Annotated in this window: 14 protein-coding genes; all 14 read left to right on the top strand. The window is 59.5% G+C overall.

All coding sequences use genetic code 11. The features are described from left to right. Positions 1-86 precede the first annotated feature (86 nt). The 14 genes from GSF67_RS21460 to GSF67_RS21525 all read left to right on the top strand — a co-directional run bounded on the left by GSF67_RS21460 (position 87) and on the right by GSF67_RS21525 (position 17,711). Positions 87-1,220, top strand: a complete 1,134-nt coding sequence (locus GSF67_RS21460) for an ABC transporter substrate-binding protein (RefSeq protein WP_006315146.1) — start codon at positions 87-89, stop codon at positions 1,218-1,220. A gap of 96 nt (positions 1,221-1,316) precedes the next feature. Beyond that, positions 1,317-2,456 carry an ABC transporter substrate-binding protein gene (locus GSF67_RS21465; protein ID WP_176072083.1) on the top strand — a complete coding sequence of 380 codons (1,140 nt, stop codon included), beginning with the start codon at positions 1,317-1,319 and terminating at the stop codon, positions 2,454-2,456. Then, positions 2,453-3,520, top strand: coding sequence for an iron ABC transporter permease (locus GSF67_RS21470; protein ID WP_006315148.1), 1,068 nt, complete (start codon positions 2,453-2,455; stop codon positions 3,518-3,520). The genes GSF67_RS21465 and GSF67_RS21470 overlap by 4 nt, the downstream gene beginning before the upstream one ends. Next, positions 3,514-4,266, top strand: coding sequence for an ABC transporter ATP-binding protein (locus tag GSF67_RS21475; RefSeq protein WP_035216228.1), 753 nt, complete (start codon positions 3,514-3,516; stop codon positions 4,264-4,266). Before GSF67_RS21470 ends, GSF67_RS21475 begins: the two co-directional genes overlap by 7 nt. A 211-nt stretch (positions 4,267-4,477) precedes the next feature. After that, on the top strand, positions 4,478-4,978 hold the full coding sequence (locus GSF67_RS21480; protein ID WP_006315151.1) for an RNA polymerase sigma factor: 501 nt from the start codon (positions 4,478-4,480) through the stop codon (positions 4,976-4,978). Between the two features lie 111 nt (positions 4,979-5,089). Continuing rightward, entirely contained in the window at positions 5,090-6,085 is a 996-nt protein-coding gene (locus GSF67_RS21485; RefSeq protein ID WP_006315152.1) for a FecR family protein, read from the top strand. A 149-nt stretch (positions 6,086-6,234) separates the two neighbouring features. Continuing rightward, the gene (locus tag GSF67_RS21490) at positions 6,235-9,006 is read left to right on the top strand and encodes a TonB-dependent hemoglobin/transferrin/lactoferrin family receptor (RefSeq protein WP_006315153.1); all 2,772 of its coding nucleotides are present in this window, start codon (positions 6,235-6,237) and stop codon (positions 9,004-9,006) included. Positions 9,007-9,109: 103 nt separating this feature from the next. Continuing rightward, positions 9,110-9,865, top strand: a complete 756-nt coding sequence (locus GSF67_RS21495; protein ID WP_006315154.1) for a hypothetical protein — start codon at positions 9,110-9,112, stop codon at positions 9,863-9,865. Positions 9,866-9,879: 14 nt separating this feature from the next. Then, positions 9,880-11,727, top strand: coding sequence for a type I secretion system permease/ATPase (locus GSF67_RS21500; protein ID WP_006315155.1), 1,848 nt, complete (start codon positions 9,880-9,882; stop codon positions 11,725-11,727). Next, complete coding sequence (locus GSF67_RS21505; protein ID WP_006315156.1) at positions 11,714-13,027, top strand: HlyD family type I secretion periplasmic adaptor subunit; 1,314 nt, start codon at positions 11,714-11,716, stop codon at positions 13,025-13,027. The genes GSF67_RS21500 and GSF67_RS21505 overlap by 14 nt, the downstream gene beginning before the upstream one ends. 207 nt (positions 13,028-13,234) lie before the next feature. Then, complete coding sequence (locus GSF67_RS21510) at positions 13,235-14,140, top strand: LysR family transcriptional regulator (RefSeq protein WP_006315159.1); 906 nt, start codon at positions 13,235-13,237, stop codon at positions 14,138-14,140. A gap of 180 nt (positions 14,141-14,320) precedes the next feature. Further along, on the top strand, positions 14,321-15,265 hold the full coding sequence (locus GSF67_RS21515) for an ABC transporter permease (protein ID WP_035216269.1): 945 nt from the start codon (positions 14,321-14,323) through the stop codon (positions 15,263-15,265). Next, positions 15,262-16,080, top strand: coding sequence for an ABC transporter permease (locus GSF67_RS21520; protein WP_006315161.1), 819 nt, complete (start codon positions 15,262-15,264; stop codon positions 16,078-16,080). The genes GSF67_RS21515 and GSF67_RS21520 overlap by 4 nt, the downstream gene beginning before the upstream one ends. Then, the gene (locus GSF67_RS21525) at positions 16,077-17,711 is read left to right on the top strand and encodes an ABC transporter ATP-binding protein (RefSeq protein ID WP_006315162.1); all 1,635 of its coding nucleotides are present in this window, start codon (positions 16,077-16,079) and stop codon (positions 17,709-17,711) included. Before GSF67_RS21520 ends, GSF67_RS21525 begins: the two co-directional genes overlap by 4 nt. The last annotated feature ends 13 nt before the right edge of the window (positions 17,712-17,724 follow it).

Here is a 17,724-nt window from a genome sequence, read left to right on the forward strand (position 1 = left end):
TAAGAATGGCTCTAAAACATAAAACTTGACTAGTATAGTCAGAAAATAATACAGCCGCGCCAGTCAACACTGGAGAGCAATATCCGATGCGCATCTCAGCCAAATCCGCGGCACTTGCCCTTGGCCTTCTCGTATCCGCCGCATGGCCGGCATTTGCCGAAAAAGTCACCGTCAAGGATGTGACCGGCCGCGATGTCGAAGTCAATGTGCCCGTTTCGCATGTGATCCTCGGCGAAGGACGTCAGATCTATTTCCTGGCGGCGCTCGACAAGGAAAATCCTTTCCAGCACGTTGTCGGCTGGCGCGACGACCTGGCGAAAGCCGACCCGGAAACCTATGCGGCCTATCTCGCGAAATACCCTGAGATCGCCAAGCTGCCGACCTTTAGCGGCATGAAGGACGGCACCTTCGATATCGAGCAGGCCATTTCGCTGAAGCCAGACGTTATCCTGATGAATATCGATGCGAAGACCGCCACGCAGGAAGCCGGTTATATCGAGAAGCTCGAAAAGGTTGGCATCCCGCTCGTTTACGTCGACTTCCGCGAAAAGCCCATGGAAAATACCGAGCCAAGCATGCGCCTGATGGGCAAGCTGACCGGCAAGGAAAAGATCGCCGAAGACTTCATCAAGTTCCGCGCCGATTCCATCGCCAAGGTCACCGATACGCTTGAAAAGGCAAATCCGAAGAAGCCCGTCGTGTTCGTTGAACGCGCCGGCGGTTATTCCGACGATTGCTGCATGTCCTTCGGCAACGAGAATTTCGGCAAGATGGTCGAGCTCGCCGGCGGCATCAACATGGCCAAGGACATCATCCCCGGCACGTTCGGCAACGTCAATCCGGAACAGATCATCGCTTCCAACCCGGAACAGATCATCATCACGGGTGGCAACTGGAACGGTTATGTTCCCGGCGGCAACTGGGTTGGTGTCGGTTATGGCGCGGATCTGAAGGAAGCCCACCGCAAGCTCGAAAACCTGACCAAGCGTCCGGCTTTCACCGGCGTGCAGGCGGTCAAGGACGGCAATGTCCACGCCATCTGGCACCAGTTCTACAACAACCCGTATCAGTTCGTGGCCATTCAGGAAATTGCCAAGTGGCTGCACCCGGATCTGTTCAAAGACCTTGACCCCGAGGCGACCTTCAAGGAATTGCATGCCCGCTTCCTGCCGCTCGACTACAAGTCCGGCTACTTCGTGTCGCTGAAGGACGCGAAATAAGACAGGGACGGTGAGGGGGAGCGCCGTCCGATCGATGGATGAAGCCGCAGCCCTGCGGCTTCATCGTTTTGTTTAGGAACTCAGTGAGGATTTCTCATGCGGCCCAACGCTCTCAGGCATCTTGCGGTGCTGGCTTTCTCCCTTCTCGCCGCGGCGGCGCAGGCCGGGGAGATTACCGACGTCACCGGACGCAAGGTCGAGCTGGACCTGCCGGCCAAGCGTGTCATCGTTGGTGAAGCCCGCCAGGTGCATGTCATCGCGGCACTCAGGGGCGATCAGACCTTCGATACCATCGTCGGCTGGCGTGACGATCTCCTCAAGAAGGACCCGGACAGCTACGCTGCCTATGTCGAGCGTTTCCCTGAGATAGAAAAACTGCCGCGTTTCGGTTATGTGCCGCAGGGTGATTTCAGCCTGGAAACGGCCATCACCCTCTCGTCTGATGTGATTACCCTCAATCTGGAAGCGGAAAAATCCGCGAAGGAAAGCGGTTTCGAAGACAAGGCCGCGGCTGCCGGTATCAAGGTCATCTATCTCGATTTCCGCATCGATCCCGAAAAGAACAGCGAAGCTTCCATCGAAATCCTCGGCAAGCTCTTCGGCGCCGAAGAGCGCGCCAAGGAATTCATCGCCTATCGACGGGCTGAAATCGCCCGCGTGACCGACCGGCTTGCCAGCGTCAAGGATCTGAAACGCCCGAAGGTCTTCATAGAGCGTGCACCCGGCATTTCTGGCGAGGACAATTGTTGCCGCACCTTCGGCCCGGTCAATTTCGGCGCGATGGTCGATCTCGCCGGTGGCCACAACATCGCCGACGGCATCATCAAGACGACCTTCGGTGATCTCAATCCCGAGCAGCTGGTGATTGCCGATCCCGACCACGTCATCGTCACCGGCTCCAACTGGGCGGCGGAATCCGACATCAACCAGTTCGTTCCCGTCGGACGCGGCGCCGATATGGCCCTTTCCCGTCAGAGGCTTGCCAATCTGATGAAGCGCACGCCGTTTCCGGAACTGAATGCCGTGAAGCGTGGCAATGTCCATGCCGTCTGGCACCAGTTCTACGGCGCGCCTTACGAGTTCTTCCCGATCCAGCAATTTGCCAAGTGGTTCCACCCCGATCTCTTCGCCGATCTCGATCCGGAAAAGAATTTTGAGGAATTCCACCGGAAATTCCTCCCCGTCACCTATAAGCCGGGCTATTTCGCCTCGCTCGAAAAAGGTTTGAACCAATGACTTCGCTGAATGAAAGCGCCGATGGCGTCAGCGGGCGCGATCAATATCGCGCCCTTGCCGCACGCAGGATCCTCATCCTCGTCGGGCTTTTCCTTGCCCTGTGTTTCAGCATGGCCGCAGACATGGCGCTCGGCCCGGCGCGTTATACGCTGTCGGAAGTTCTGGCGACCATTGCCGATCCGGCGGCCGTCGGAAACCAGCTTCGGGTGGTGATCTGGGATATCCGCATGCCGATCGCGCTGATGGCGGTTACCGTTGGTGCCTCGCTTTCGGTTGCGGGCGCGCAGATGCAGACCATCCTGTCCAACCCGCTTGCCAGCCCCTTTACGCTCGGCATTTCGGCTGCTGCAAGCTTCGGCGCGGCGCTGGCGCTTGTCGGCGGCGTGGCGATCTTTCCGGGGGCGGTGCATTACATGGTGCCGATCAACGCCTTCATCATGGCGATGATTGCGGCGCTCTTCATCCATTTTGCCTCGACGATGCGCGGCGTGACGGTCGAAACCATCGTGCTCCTCGGCATCGCGCTGGTTTTCACCTTCAATGCGGCGCTGTCGCTGCTCGAATATCTGGCTTCCGAACAGGCGCTTGCCGCCGTGGTGTTCTGGACCATGGGCAGTCTGACCAAGGCGACCTGGGACAAGGTCTATATCACCGCCGCCATTCTCGTCGTCACCGTACCGCTGTTCATGCGCCAAGCCTGGGCAATGACGGCACTCAGGCTTGGCGACGACAAGGCGGCCAGCATGGGCATCAATGTGCGCCGGCTGCGGCTGACGACCATGCTGACGGTCAGCCTTCTCGCCGCCATCCCGGTTTCCTTTGTCGGCACCATCGGCTTTGTCGGTCTGGTCGGGCCGCATATCGCCCGCATGGTGGTGGGTGAAGACCAGCGCTTCTTCCTGCCCGGCTCGATCATCTGCGGCGCGCTGCTTCTGTCGGCAACCTCGGTCATCAGCAAGATCCTCATTCCCGGTGCGATCCTGCCGATCGGCGTCATCACGGCGCTTGTTGGCGTACCTTTCTTCTTCGCGCTTATTTTCGGCAACAGGAGACGCGCATGGTAATGCTCGCACTGAAGGATGTCGGGGCCGCCTATGGCCGCACCACCGTTCTCTCCAAGGTCGGCATCGATACGCTGGAAAGCGGCAGCGTTACGGCCGTGATCGGCCCCAATGCCGCCGGCAAGTCGACGCTTTTCAAGCGTATCGCCAGCCTCATTTCCGGCCCCGGCCTGGTTGAACTGTCGGACACGGCCCGCGGCAAGCGCGCCATCTGCTACATGCCGCAGGATACCGGCGCCAACGCCGTGCTGACGGTTTATGAGTCCGTGCTTCTTTCGGCCAAGCAGGGCGGCGGCTGGCGCGTTCATGACGATGAATTGTTCGAGATCGACGCTATTCTCAAGGCGCTGAAAATCCACGACCTTGCCTTTCGTGGCCTCGGCGAACTTTCCGGTGGCCAGCGGCAGCTTGTGTCGCTGGCGCAGGCGCTCGCCCGCAAACCGGAAGTGCTGCTGATGGACGAGCCGACCTCCGCACTCGATCTTCACCGGCAGATCGAGGTTCTGGGGTTCGTCTCCGATCTCGCGCAGAAAACCGGCATGATCGTGCTGATCGCCCTGCATGACCTCAACCATGCGCTTCGTTATTGCGAAAATACGATGGTGATTGCGCGCGGTGAAATGGTGGTGAGCGGGAGTACCGAAGCGGTGATCACGCCTGCCATGCTGCGCGATATCTATCGCATCGATGCCCGCATCGAGCCCTGTTCGCAGGGCAGGCCGATGGTTATCGTCGACGGCGCTATCTGAGAGAGCAAGACCCGGCCGCATCTGTGGCCGGGTTCCCGTCGCCGGCAGGTTGTCAAGCATAGACCGCTACCGGCTTAATTCTTGATAATAATTGTCATGAAATATCTGTTCGATGCCGCTTTTGGATGTTAGAGCTATGAACGGCAGAACTGCGCGGCCAATCAGGCCTCGGCGGGTTTCGTCCATCCCTCGAATTTCTCTCGGTTGAGACATGGGCATACGGGAAGATGACAAGCGTTATAACGCTTACGTCGCGCATAGGGTCGACCTGATCAAATACGCCGCCCTTATTCTGGGGTCACGCGCGGATGCGGAGGACGTGGTTCAGGAAGCCTTCCTGAAATTCGTTCCCGAAGCCTCCGGCAATCCCACCAATCTCAAATCCTATCTTTTCCGCATCGTTCGCAATCTTGCCCTTGATAATCGCCGACGCAGCCGGCAGGACCTTCGGGAACGGCCGGACGATACGCCTTTCTGGGGCATGCCGCAGGATAATGGCACCCCGGAGGAACATGCGCTTTTCTGCGATGAAGTCCGGCAGATGCAGACTATTTTGGCCGGCCTGCCGGTTCAGGCACGGGTGGCATTGGAAATGCACAGATTTGGCGGTTACAATATGGAAGAGATCGCGCGTCATCTTGGCGTATCGGTGGCCAGCGCCCACCGTCTTATAAAGGGCAGCATTGTCGCGATTACCAGAGAAATGAAGTAAAATAGCCTTATTGTCCTGTCTTGTGAAAAAAATCCCGTCGTCAAACGTCTTTATAGCAATTGAGAGAGACGACCCTTCCCGTCTGCCCCGCAAAGGAACTGGCCCGGTTCAATGACTGTTGATCCCGATAACAAGATTGAGTTGCCGACCGGGAAGGCGGAAGAGGCGGCCGACTGGCTGCTGCGGCTGCAGGGGGGCGCGACGGAACCGCGATTGAAGGCGGAGTTCGAGCGATGGCTGGCTGCCTCGCAGGAAAATCGCCTTGCCTGGGAACGGACATGCAAGATCTGGCGGAACCTCGGCCTGGTCGAACCGGAATTCAAGAACCTTTGGGAAGATGCTGCCCATCTGCCGGGCAAGGCTGCAATAAGTCCAACCCGGCGGCGCTGGTCCGTCAGACATTATGCAGGTGCCGCCGTGGCGGCGGCATCGCTCTGTCTTGTGGTGCTGTTAATCCCGACATTTTCTGTTCGCCTTGAAGCGGATTATCAGACCAGCACGGCCGAAAGGCGCACCATCACCCTCGAAGACGGCAGCAGGGTAGAACTTGCCGCTGCAAGTGCGCTTTCCGCAGATTTCAGGGATGGCCGCCGCACCGTGAAGGTGCTGAAGGGCGAAGCCTTTTTCGATGTCGTGCCGGATAAAGCCCGCCCCTTTGTCGTGGAGGCAAAGAACGTCACCGTTCAGGTGCTGGGGACGGCATTTGATGTCGACTTGACGGATGGGATGACGCAGGTCGCACTTGCCCATGGTTCCGTGGAAGCCTCCTTCCGCAACGCGCCGCCAACGCGGCTTGTGCCGGGCGAGATGCTGGTTGTCGACGCCACCGGTGCGATCCGCAAAGAGAATGTTCCTGTCGAGGATATTGGCGGCTGGCGCAAGGGCGAACTCTATGTGGTCGACGCAACGATTGGCTCGGTGGTGGAGCAGATCCAGCGTTACCATCCCGCATGGCTGACCATGGCCGACAAGCGGCTGGCCGAGCAGAAGGTGACGGGATTTTACGATCTGCGCGACCCGGACCGGGCGCTGGAAGCGCTTGTGGAACCCTATAAGGGCAAGGTGCATGCGATTGGCGGATCGGCCCGCATTATCACCCGCTTCTGAAACGGTCAGAAGCGGAAAATATTATTTACTTTCAGTCGTTTATAAAATTTCTTCCAAAAGCCTGAAAAAAATCGCCGTGGCAATCGTCTTTTTGTTGAGTAATCCGGTCAAGATATGTCCGGAGCGAAAGACAGGAAGACAGAAGCATTATGCGCCTCCAGATATGCAGGACCGGTTCAGGGGAAAAAACCGCAGGGCAGACCCGCAGGGCCGTGTTGCTGGCGACAACAGCGATCGCCATTTCATTCGCACCGCCTGTTCTTGCCCAGACTGGAGCGGATGCCGCAAATTCCAGGCAACCGGGCGGTGAGCAGGGGGCGACGCGCCCATTCAATATTCCCGCCCAGTCGCTGTCGTCAGTCGTGAGTGCTTTCGGCCGGCAATCCGACCTTCAGGTCACGCTTGCCACGCCGACGGCCGGTAATGTGCGCACCAATGCCGTCACCGGCAGTTTTACGGTGCGGGAGGCTCTGTCGCGACTTCTCGCCGGTACGGGTATCAATTTCCGCATTGCCGGGAATGGCAGAACGGTGATCATCGGCACAGGGGAATCCACTGTCGATCTTTCCAGGGCGGCGGGTAGCACGGTTCTCGAAACCATCACCGTGACCGGCAAGACCGGGCGCAATTCCCTTGCCGGCGCCGGTTATCAGGGAACGCCCGACTGGGTTTACGACACGCCTGCCAGCGTCAGCGTGGTCAGCCGCGAGGCGATCCAGTCGGCCGGCGTGCGCAACACGCGCGATGTCTTCAACCGGGTCTCCGGCGTTTATGCCGGCGAGGGCAATGGCAGCTTCCCGACCGTTTCGCCCAACGTGCGCGGCTTGCAGGAAAGTGGCCGTGTGGTCGTCTCCATCGATGGCGCGCGGCAGAACGCGCAGCGGGGCTACAGCACCGGCGGCGCTTCTATTTATTCCGCCAATAACGGTCAAGCCTATGTAGACGCGGCCTTTATTCGCGCCGTCGAAGTCGAAAAAATGACCAGTGCCACTTCCGGCAATGCCGGTTCACTGGGCGGCAAGGTCGAGTTCCGCACCGTCAGCGCCGCCGATCTGATACCCGAAGGTGCAAATAAAGGTGCAGAGGTAAATGTCTCCCGCGGCAGCAATGGTTACGATTTCCAGGGTTCCGTTCTGGCCGCGGTTCGCGAACCGGACGGCCCTCTCTCTTTCGTCGCAGGTTATAGCCGCACGATCATGGATGAATACAAGATTGGAACAAAAGGCGAGGCCCTGAGCACCGCGTTAACGATGAAAGACCTTCTAGGCCGTGACGGCTGGTCGACCTTTTTCAAGGGTGAAGGCGACTTCGGGGATGTGCAGACGTCGCTTTCGTGGATGCACCAGCAGAATGATTTCGTGCAGGGTGCTTCCACGGTGGTCGATCGGGAAGGCGTGCGAAATGACAGCATCGTCGCGAAGCTGGACTGGGACCCGGAAAGCGAACTCATCGACTTCAAGTCGTCGTTGTGGCTGAACGATAATATGACGCATGAATTGCGGGCGGCGCGCACTTATGCGGTAGAGACGAATCTTGACATGGGCCTGCGCAGTTTCGGCGGCAGTCTGGAAAATACCAGTCGTTTCGACACCAGGGCTGGTGCGCTCAGCTTGAACTACGGAGCCGAAGCCTTTCGGGACATTGCGACATCCGTTGCGACGAGTGCCACAATTGCGCAAAATCCCTCCTTTGCAAGCAGCTACACGTCTTTCAGCCCTGCCGGGCGGCGCGATGTGGCCAGTCTGTTTTTAAACGGTGAACTGGAGCCGGCCGATTGGATCACTCTGAGTGGCGGGGTGCGTTACGACTGGTCGCGCCTGAAAGGATCTGCGACCTATTATAGTTTCAAGGAATCGATAGTAACGACAAGTGTGCCTTGCGATCTTGTTCGCAATCACTATACGGCCCTGGAATACTTCAATCAGGTCTTTCTGCCTGCAAATCTCCCCGTATGGGCATCCCGCTATAACGTTTTTCTCGCCAGCATCTGGCCGCGGACATCGGCCAATTGCATGCCGGGCACCGGTATAACCACCAAGACACCGGTCACCGAATACCCGTCGCATGAGGTCGATATCGATCGCACTTACAGCGCCTGGTTGCCCTCCGCCACCATCGAACTGAAACCCGTCGACTGGTTCCGCCCCTATGTGAGCTATTCCAAGAGCCTGCGCCCGCCGACAATTCTCGAGACATTTTTCGCCGGTGCGCGCCCGGGTGATAGCGCCGGATACGAATACGCTCCGAACCAGTCTCTACGCGCCGAAAAAGCGACGACCTACGAAATTGGCGCGAATATGAGTTTCGACGGCGTGCTGCTGGACGATGATACCCTGCGCATCAAAATGGCCGCCTTTCGCCGGGAGGTGAAGGACTACATCGCTCTCGGTCATCTCGTCACGGATCAGGTCTTCGACCGCACCTATACCAGCTTCGTCAATCTGGATGGCACGACCTATATGCGCGGGCTGGAATTGGAGGGCAACTACGACGCCCGCAGTTTCTGGATTGGCGGTTCGGCGACGGTTCTGAAAACGGAATGGCCTGAAAAGACACAGGTTTTTTCCAACAGCACGACCACCACATCAGGTGAAATCGTTGCCTGGCCCGGCGATGTCGCGCCCAAGATGAAACTGACGCTCGATGGCGGCATGCGTTTCTTCGATGAAAAATTCTCGCTGGGCGCAAGGCTCAACCACGTCACGCCGACCCAGTCGCGCACGCTGGATACGGAGGGCAATCTGCGCGAGGTGACCGATCCTTATACGACGGTGGACCTCTACGGTTCCTATGCCTTCAACGACAAGGCCACGCTTCGTTTCGCCGTAAACAACCTGACGGACCGCAAATATATCCCGGCCGCAAGCGCCTACACGGCGCCGGGCCGCACCTTTATCGCGACGATGAACGTGAAGTTCTAAAACGCGGAAGAATTCTCCGGGCTGGGTTGCAGCCCGTCCCGGAGATGAAACGCCTTCGCTACAGGACGAAGGTACCTCTATAGGCCAGCAAAGGAGTACACCTATGGCTACCACAATTCAACTGACGCAGTCTTCCTCCGACCTGATCGGTTACCTCAACGGTTGGACGAGCGGTTTCGGTTCGACCTATGGTGCGTTCTACGACGCTCAGACCAGCTCTCTCGCCACCACCACCATCGATCCGAACACGACCTATGAGGCGTGGGGCGATGGCAGCTCCGGCGGCAAGGGCATCGTCATGAGCGGCGCTCTGCAATACTCCCAGGGCAACCTGACGGGTTCGGTCGACAGCATCGTTCTGGGCACCGGCTACAGCCAGTCCACCAGCGGCATCGCGGTCAGCCAGCAGGAACTGCTGATCGACCCTGACAGCGCCTATTCGCTGGCCGGTGCCCGCGATCTTCTCGATCTCGCCGTCTACCAGCTTGCCCGCTTCGGTTCGCTGGCCGGCTTCTATGATTATTTTGCGGCCACTGGCACGGTGATCGAGGATACGGCTGCCTCCAACACCCTGACCGGCTTTGCCGGCGCGGATACCTTCGTATTCTCCGGCGGCAATGATGTCGTGCAGGCCGGACCGACCGGAACCTACGGCTATCAGGACGGCACGGATACGCTTGATGTCTCGGCCTGGGGCGCAACTTCGGTGGACGATTTGTTGTGGTATAATGATAACGGAAATGCCGTTATCCTTTCCGCAACAGACGCTTCCGTCTCTATCACGCTGAATGGCGTCGATGCAAATGTACTCGACGCATCGGACTTCATTTTCGCCAGCGCATTGGCGCTTGCCGCGTAAAGGAAAAACAGGCTGTGGGCTTTCAAAACCACCAGCAGACACCGCCGCAGTCCCTCACTGCGGCGGTTGTTTCGCCTCTTAAAAGCACGTTTCTCGGTGTCGCCCTCGTCAGTGGCGTGGTCAACATACTGGCGCTGACGTCGCCTCTGTTCATGCTGCAGGTCTATGACCGGGTGCTGGCCAGCGGCAGCCTGCCGACACTGGTCGGGCTCGCGCTTCTCGCGCTTGGCCTTTACGGTTTCCAGTGCCTGCTCGATATCATCCGCGCGCGTGTTCTGATCCGCATCGGCGAAGATTTCGACATGCGTTATTCCGGCAGGGTGCATGACGCGGTGGTGCGCCTGCCGCTCGTCAACCGCATGCCGGGTGACGGGTTGCAGCCGCTGCGTGATCTCGACAATGTGCGCGGTTTTCTTTCCGGCACCGGACCGACGGCCTTTTTCGATCTGCCGTGGATGCCGCTTTATCTCGGCCTATGTTTTCTGTTTCATGTCTGGATCGGCGTGACCGCGCTCGCCGGCGCCGTGCTGCTGGTATCGCTCACGATCCTCACCAACATCTTTTCACAAAAGCCGATCCGCGACACCATGGTAGAAAACATGGCCCGCAACCGGCAGCTGGAAGCCTCGCGCCGTAATGCCGAGGTCGTGCAGGCCATGGGGCTTGGCCGCCGGCTCGGCAAACGCTGGCAGAGTTCTAACGAGGCCTACCTCGCCGCCAACCGCAAGGCAGGTGACGTGGCCGGTGGTCTCGGCAATCTCGCAAAATCGCTGCGGGTCGTGTTGCAATCGGCGATTCTGGCGGTTGGCGCCTGGCTGGTCATCAGACAGGAAGCCTCGGGCGGCGTGATGATCGCCAGCTCGATCATGATGGGCCGGGCATTGGCGCCCGTCGATCTCGCCATTTCCAACTGGAAGTCCTTCGTGGCCGCCCGGCAGAGCTGGGCGCGGCTGAGAGAGCTGTTTGCGCAGATGCCGGCCAATGCCGCCGCCATGGCCCTGCCAAAGCCCGAAAAGGAACTGCGGGTCGAGAATGTCACCATCGTTCCGCCGGGAGAAAGAAAACCCACCGTCACAGGGCTTGGTTTTGTCGTAACCGCCGGAAACGCGCTCGGTGTCATCGGCCCTTCCGGCTCGGGCAAATCCTCGCTCGCGCGCATTCTCACCGGCGCCTGGATGCCCGCCGCCGGCAAGGTGCGGCTGGATGGCGCGAGCTTTGATCAATGGGATCGCGAAACGCTTGGCCGCCATATCGGTTATCTGCCGCAAGGGGTGGAGCTGTTCGATGGCACGATCGGCGAGAATATCTCCCGTTTCGACGACAATCCCGATCCGGAGGCCATCATCGCAGCGGCCAGGGCGGCCGGTGCACATGAACTGATCCTGCGCTTTGAAAAAGGTTATGACAGCGATATCGGCGAGGCGGGTTCTGCACTTTCGGCCGGACAACGCCAGCGCATCGGTCTTGCCCGCGCGCTCTACGGCAATCCCTTTACCGTGGTGCTGGACGAGCCGAACGCCAATCTCGATGCTGAAGGTGAGGCGGCTGTGGTCAAGGCCATTACATCGGTCAAAGCACGAGGCGGCATTGCCGTTGTCGTTGCCCACCGGCCGAGTGCCATCGGCGCCGTCGATTTTATTTTGATGATGGAAGAGGGGCGAATGAAGGCTTTCGGTCCACGCGATGAGGTGCTGTCGAAGGTGCTGCGCGTTCCGCAGGCGCAGGCTGCCAAGGGATTTATAGCATCCGCCCAGGCCGTCTCGCCGCTGCGTGTCGTTGCCAATGTCCAACCCAAACCCGCGCTGGTGGACGATGTTCAGGATGAGCAGAGCCAGGAAGGAGATGCGGATGCCAAACATTGATCAGCGAACCCATGTCTCCCGCTCCATCCGCAAACATCTTCTTGCCGGTCTTGCCGCAGGCGCAGCACTACTGGCCGGTGTCGGCGGCTGGGCCGCAACGACCAATCTTGCCGGCGCGGTGGTCGCTTCCGGTCACCTGGTGGTGGATTCCTATACGAAGAAGGTGCAGCATCCTAAGGGTGGTGTCGTCGGCGAAATCCTGGTGAATGAGGGAGAGAGGGTGAAGGCGGGTGACGTGGTCATGCGTCTTGACGCGACCCAGACCCGCGCCAATCTCGCCATCGTCACCAAGCGTCTGGATGAGCTTGGCGCGCGCATGGCAAGGCTGGAAGCGGAGCGCGACGACCTTGCCGAACTCATCTTTCCACAGGCTCTGATAGCGCGCAGGGACGATCCCGATGTCGCCTCCGCCATGCGCAGCGAAACGAAGCTGTTCGAATTCCGCAAATCCTACCGTGAGGGCCGCAAGGCGCAGCTTGCCGAACGCATCACCCAGTTCGAGCATGAAATCGAAGGGCTGAAGGCGCAGGAGGTAGCTTACAATAACGGCCTTGCGGTACTGGAAGCGGAAATCACCTCCCAAAAATCCCTGCGTGAACAGGGCGTCGTGTCCGTGCAGCGGCTGAACAGCCTGCAGACACAGGCCGCGACCTTTGGCGGCGAGCGTGGTGAAAAAATTGCCTATCAGGCGCAGACGGCGGGGCGCATCACCGAAACGAAGCTGCAAATCCTGCAGATCGATCAGGAGTTGCGCACCGAGGTCGGCCGGGAACTGCGCGAGATACAGGCTCAGATGGGCGAGTTCGTCGAGCGCAAGGTCGCCGCCGAAGATGAGTTGAAGCGCATCGATATCGTCGCGCCGCAATCCGGCATGGTGCATGAAATGGCCGTGCATACGGTCGGCGGCGTGGTGACGCCCGCCGATCCGATCATGCTGATCGTGCCAGACGGAGACGAGCTGGCGCTGGAGGTGCAGATCGTGCCCAAGGATATCGACCAGCTGCAGGTGGGGCAAAAGGCCATGCTGCGCATGACCGCCTTCAACCAGCGGGTCACGCCGGAACTGGAGGGTCATGTCAGCCGTATCGCGGCTGACATCACCACCGATCAGCGCACCGGTCTTTCCTATTATCTGGCGCGGATTTCTGTACCGGTCTCCGAGCGGGAAAAGCTGAACAATGCGCCGCTGGTGCCGGGCATGCCTGCCGAGGCCTTCATCCAGACCAGCGAAAGGACGGCGCTGTCCTATATCGCCAAACCACTGACCGATCAGATCAGCCGCGCCTTCCGCGAAGAATAGCGACCTTTTTGCCCGTCCGATGCCGTCATAGCAGTACGGCGGCGACGTATCGGGCGATGTAAGCATCGCCACGCATGACACGGTCTAAGACGTGAAACTGTCGGCGGCTATCGAGCTTGAGATAAAAAACCGGTGACATGAGGCACTATCGGCGGCAAAAGGTTTGAACCGATACCCGCTCGTTTTTCATCCATTGGTGCTGGCCTTATGAACATCAAGCAGCTCGAAGTCCTGCGAACGCTTCTTTCCACCGGCTCGACCATCGCCACCGCCAAGGCCATGGGGCTGAGCCAATCCGGTATCAGCCGGCTCCTGGCGCAGCTGGAGGCGGATCTGTCGCTGACGCTGTTTGCCCGTGACAAGGGGAGGCTCATTCCGACGCCGGAGGCTGCACTTCTTGCCCGTGATGCGGAAAATGTGCTGCTGGCAGTTGATCGTATGTCCGGCCACGCCGAAGATCTGCGCAACGGTGCGGCGGGTCCGGAAATCGTCCGCATCGGCCTGCCGAGCAGCATGTGGGAAAATTTCGCGCCCGCCATGCTGATTGATTACGTCCGGGATTTTCCCGGCGTGCGCATCGAGACTTTTTTCGAAACGACGACGGCCATCAACAAGCTTGTGGGGGAACGGGTGATCGATCTGGGTTTCCTGCGGATGGAAGGCGAGATCGGACCGGGCATCGATGTCGAGCGCGTTGCGACCGGCGAGAGCGTCTGCGTGGTCCGGGAGGATCATCCGCTGGCTGAATTCTCCGAGATCACCGTCAAGGACCTGCGCAATATTCCGCTGATCCTCATTGGTCGCCAGCGGCCGAACCGTATGGCGCTCGATCAAGTGTTCAAGAAGGCCGGCGTCAAGCCGATGGTGAAGATCGAGACCCATACCAACAGTTCCGCATGCGCTTATGTCGCCCACGGGCTAGGGGTAACGATCATCAGCAGTTTTTATGCGAATCTCTACCGGCATCTTCCCGTCATTGCCCGACCATTCGTCCCGCAGGCGACGCAGGAATTCGGTCTAGCTCGGGCTTCCGGTGCACCGTTGTCCATCGCTGCGCAGGCGCTTAGCAATGCGTTGAAGCGGGAAATTCAGCTTTCGCAAAAAATCGACTGAAAACGGGATTTTGGGCGGGAAATCTCATTGTCTTCATCAGGATGAAACGCGCCGCCATTCTGCATAGCTATATGACGTTTACGCATAATATTGCGCGATATTTCTCAATCCGTCATAGTCACCAGCAACGAAACCGATAGAGGCCGGATGTCATTCCCGGCCATCAATCGTGGGGAACCGATGATAAGATTCATACTGAGCCGTCTTTTGATGGCGCTGCCGACGATCGCATTCGTGTCGATCACGGTCTTTGCGCTCATCCGCTTCATTCCGGGCGATCCGGCTGCCCTGATGCTGGGCGATATGGCGCAACCGGAACAGATCGAGGCGATGAGGACTGAACTCGGCCTCGACAAGTCCATGCCGCAACAATTCGTCATCTGGGCGGGCAATGTGGTGCAGGGGGATTTCGGCCGGTCCATCGTCAACGACGAGGCGGTGTTGCCGCTGGTCGTCTCGCGCTTTCTCGTCAGCGCCGAGATCGTCGTGGTCGCCGTGTTGCTCGCCAGCCTGATTGCGGTACCGGCGGGTGTGATCGCGGCCTGGAAACAGAACAGCCTGACAGATCTTGCGCTGGTGGGAACGGCGACCCTGCTCCTGTCCATCCCGACATTCTGGCTGGGCCTTCTGTTGCTGCTGTTCTTCGGCCTCAAGCTTGGCTGGTTGCCGGTGCTGGGATATGTGTCGATCAGCGACAATCTCGTTGGGGGCATGCTGTATCTCGTCCTGCCTGTGATGACGCTTGTCATCCACGAAATGGGCGTTCTGATCCGCATGGCGCGCGCCTCGACGCTGGAAGTGCTGCGGCTGGATTACATCACCCATGCCCGCGCCAAGGGGCTGTCGGAAAGCGCAGTGCTCTGGCGGCACGCCTTCAAGAACGCCTTTGGCCCGACATGGACGATGATCGGCCTCATCCTCGGCAATCTTCTCGGCGGCATCGCTGTCATCGAGACGGTGTTCACCATTCCGGGGCTGGGACGGCTGATGGTCGACAGTATTTTCGCGCGCGACTACCCCGTCATACAGGGCTGCCTGCTGTTCGTTTCCCTGTCTTACGTGCTGGTCAACCTCGTCGTCGACCTTCTTTATCCCCTCTTCGATCCGCGCGTGGTTGCCGAATGAAAAAGTTCACACTCAACGGGCTTATCGGCGGCATTCTCATCGCCCTCCTGCTCATCACCGCCATTACCGGCCTGTTCTGGACGCCCTATGATCCGATGAAGCTCGGTTTCGCTTCGCGTCTGGCCGCACCGGGTCCAAGCCATCTTCTCGGCACCGACGAGTTCGGGCGCGATGTTCTCAGCCGCCTGATGGTCGGCGCGCGCGCCAGCGTCTGGATCGGTTTCCTGACGGTGAGCTTCGCGACGATCTGCGGCACTCTGATAGGTCTTGTCAGCGGTTATGCACGCGGCTGGGTGGATGGCGTCATCATGGCGATCAACAACGCGCTTCTCGCCTTTCCGGGAATTCTACTGGCGCTTGGTCTTCTCGCGGTGTTCGGCGCCAACCAGTACGGTATCATCTTTGCGCTTGGCATCGCCTACACGCCGTCCATGGCCCGCGTGGTGCGCGGGGCAGTGCTGTCGCTGCGTGAGCGCGAGTTCATCGAGGCATCGCTGGTAATGGGCAATGGCGAGATTTACACCATGTTCCGCCACATCCTGCCCAATTGCATAGCGCCGATCACGGTTCTCGCTACCTCCATGTTCGGCTGGGCCATCCTCTCGGAAAGCGCGCTGTCCTTCCTCGGCCTTGGCGTGCCGCCGCCGGCCCCCACCTGGGGCAATATGCTGGCCGCCGGCCGGCCTTTCATTCAGCAGGCCGTCTGGCTCGGGCTGTTCCCCGGTCTCTGCATCGCGCTGACGCTGCTCGGCATCAATCTTCTGGGCGATGCCCTTCGTGACAGGCTTGACCCGCGCATGAGAGGTCTCAAATGACTGATAATACACTTCTCACAGTGCGCGGCCTTTCGCTGGAGGTCGCAGGCAGCGGCCACCGGGTAGTCAAGGACGTCTCCTTCGATATTGCGCCTGGCGAAATCTTCGGCATCGTCGGCGAAAGCGGATCGGGAAAGACGCTCGCCACCCGCGCGCTCATCTCGCTTCTGCCCCCGGCAATCGCCGTTATCGGCGGATCGGTCATCTACAAGGGACAGGACGTAATGTCCCTGCCAGCAAGGGAGCTTCGCCGCCTGCGCGGCGCGGAGATCGGCGTCGTATTCCAGGAGCCGATGACATCTCTCAATCCATCAATGACGATTGGCCGGCAGCTGGAAGAAGGCCTGATCCTTCACACCAAATTGTCGCCGGAAGAGCGTCGTGAAAAAATTCTCGAGATGCTGAGACGGGTCGGCATCCGCGATCCCGAAGGCGCGCTTGCTGCCTATCCGCATGAGTTTTCCGGCGGTATGCGCCAGCGCATCATGCTGGCTTCGGTCATGCTTTTGAAACCCGCCTTGCTGATCGCGGACGAGCCTACGACGGCGCTCGATGCCGTCATCCAGCGTGACGTCATGGAACTGATGGTCGAACTGACACGCGCCGAAGGGACGGCCGTTCTCCTCATCAGCCACGATCTGCCGATGGTGGCGCGTTATACCAGTCGCATCGTTGTTATGGAGAAGGGCGCGATCGTCGAACAGGGTCGCACCGAAGACCTGCTCGACGCGCCGCGGCACCCCTATACGAAAAAGCTGCTTTCCTCCCTGCCATTCCGCGGCGAGCCGCGCAGTATCGACACCTCCAAGGCGCCGATGGTTTCGGCCCGCGGTATCGTTGTCGATTATGCCGGCCGCAAATCCTTGCTGAAGAAAGCCAAACCGAAGCGGGCGCTGCATGGCGTCAGTATCGACATTCATGAGGGCGAGGTCGTGGCGCTGGTCGGCGGTTCCGGCTCCGGCAAGACGACGCTGGGGCGCACCATCGCCGGTCTCGTCAAAGAAAGCGAAGGGCATATCCGCTTTCAGGGCCGGGAGCGCAACGAGGACTGGAATGACTATCGCCTGAATTGCCAGATGGTGTTTCAGGACCCCTATTCCTCGCTCGATCCGCGCATGACCATTCAGGCTCTGGTGGAAGAGGCGCTGCGCCTCGTGCCCGGTCTCGATCAGGCGGCCAAGCGCAAGCGGGCGCTGGAAACGCTGGAAGAGGTAGGACTTGGCGTGGACTATGCTGGCCGGTACCCGCACGAACTTTCCGGCGGCCAGCGCCAGCGCGTGGCGATTGCCCGCGCCATTGCCCGCCGCCCACGTTTCCTGATCGCCGACGAACCGGTTTCGGCGCTCGATGTGACGGTGCGGGCGCAGGTGCTCGATCTCTTTTCCGATCTGCAGAAACGCTACGGCTTTTCCTGCCTGTTCATCAGCCACGACCTCGGTGTGGTCGAACAGGTGGCCGACCGTGTCGTCGTCATGCAGGACGGCCGCATCATCGAAGAGGGCGACCGCGATACGATTTTCGACAGCCCGAGGGAGGCCTATACGCGCCGGCTTCTCTCGGCCATTCCCGCCCTGGACCAGAATGAAAAAGGCGGCGTGACACTCAAATGGCGTCTCGAAGATGAAGCTTAACAGGAAGATGACA

This window comes from Agrobacterium sp. CGMCC 11546 (genome assembly GCF_013365515.1).
In the GTDB taxonomy this organism is placed as follows: Bacteria; Pseudomonadota; Alphaproteobacteria; order Rhizobiales; family Rhizobiaceae; genus Agrobacterium; species Agrobacterium fabrum.

Coding starts and splice junctions, on each gene's coding strand:
- GSF67_RS21460 (WP_006315146.1), top strand. CDS start 87: ATGCGCATCTCAGCCAAATCCGCGGCACTTGCCCTTGGCCTTCTCGTA.
- GSF67_RS21465 (WP_176072083.1), top strand. CDS start 1,317: ATGCGGCCCAACGCTCTCAGGCATCTTGCGGTGCTGGCTTTCTCCCTT.
- GSF67_RS21470 (WP_006315148.1), top strand. CDS start 2,453: ATGACTTCGCTGAATGAAAGCGCCGATGGCGTCAGCGGGCGCGATCAA.
- GSF67_RS21475 (WP_035216228.1), top strand. CDS start 3,514: ATGGTAATGCTCGCACTGAAGGATGTCGGGGCCGCCTATGGCCGCACC.
- GSF67_RS21480 (WP_006315151.1), top strand. CDS start 4,478: ATGGGCATACGGGAAGATGACAAGCGTTATAACGCTTACGTCGCGCAT.
- GSF67_RS21485 (WP_006315152.1), top strand. CDS start 5,090: ATGACTGTTGATCCCGATAACAAGATTGAGTTGCCGACCGGGAAGGCG.
- GSF67_RS21490 (WP_006315153.1), top strand. CDS start 6,235: ATGCGCCTCCAGATATGCAGGACCGGTTCAGGGGAAAAAACCGCAGGG.
- GSF67_RS21495 (WP_006315154.1), top strand. CDS start 9,110: ATGGCTACCACAATTCAACTGACGCAGTCTTCCTCCGACCTGATCGGT.
- GSF67_RS21505 (WP_006315156.1), top strand. CDS start 11,714: ATGCCAAACATTGATCAGCGAACCCATGTCTCCCGCTCCATCCGCAAA.
- GSF67_RS21510 (WP_006315159.1), top strand. CDS start 13,235: ATGAACATCAAGCAGCTCGAAGTCCTGCGAACGCTTCTTTCCACCGGC.
- GSF67_RS21515 (WP_035216269.1), top strand. CDS start 14,321: ATGATAAGATTCATACTGAGCCGTCTTTTGATGGCGCTGCCGACGATC.
- GSF67_RS21520 (WP_006315161.1), top strand. CDS start 15,262: ATGAAAAAGTTCACACTCAACGGGCTTATCGGCGGCATTCTCATCGCC.
- GSF67_RS21525 (WP_006315162.1), top strand. CDS start 16,077: ATGACTGATAATACACTTCTCACAGTGCGCGGCCTTTCGCTGGAGGTC.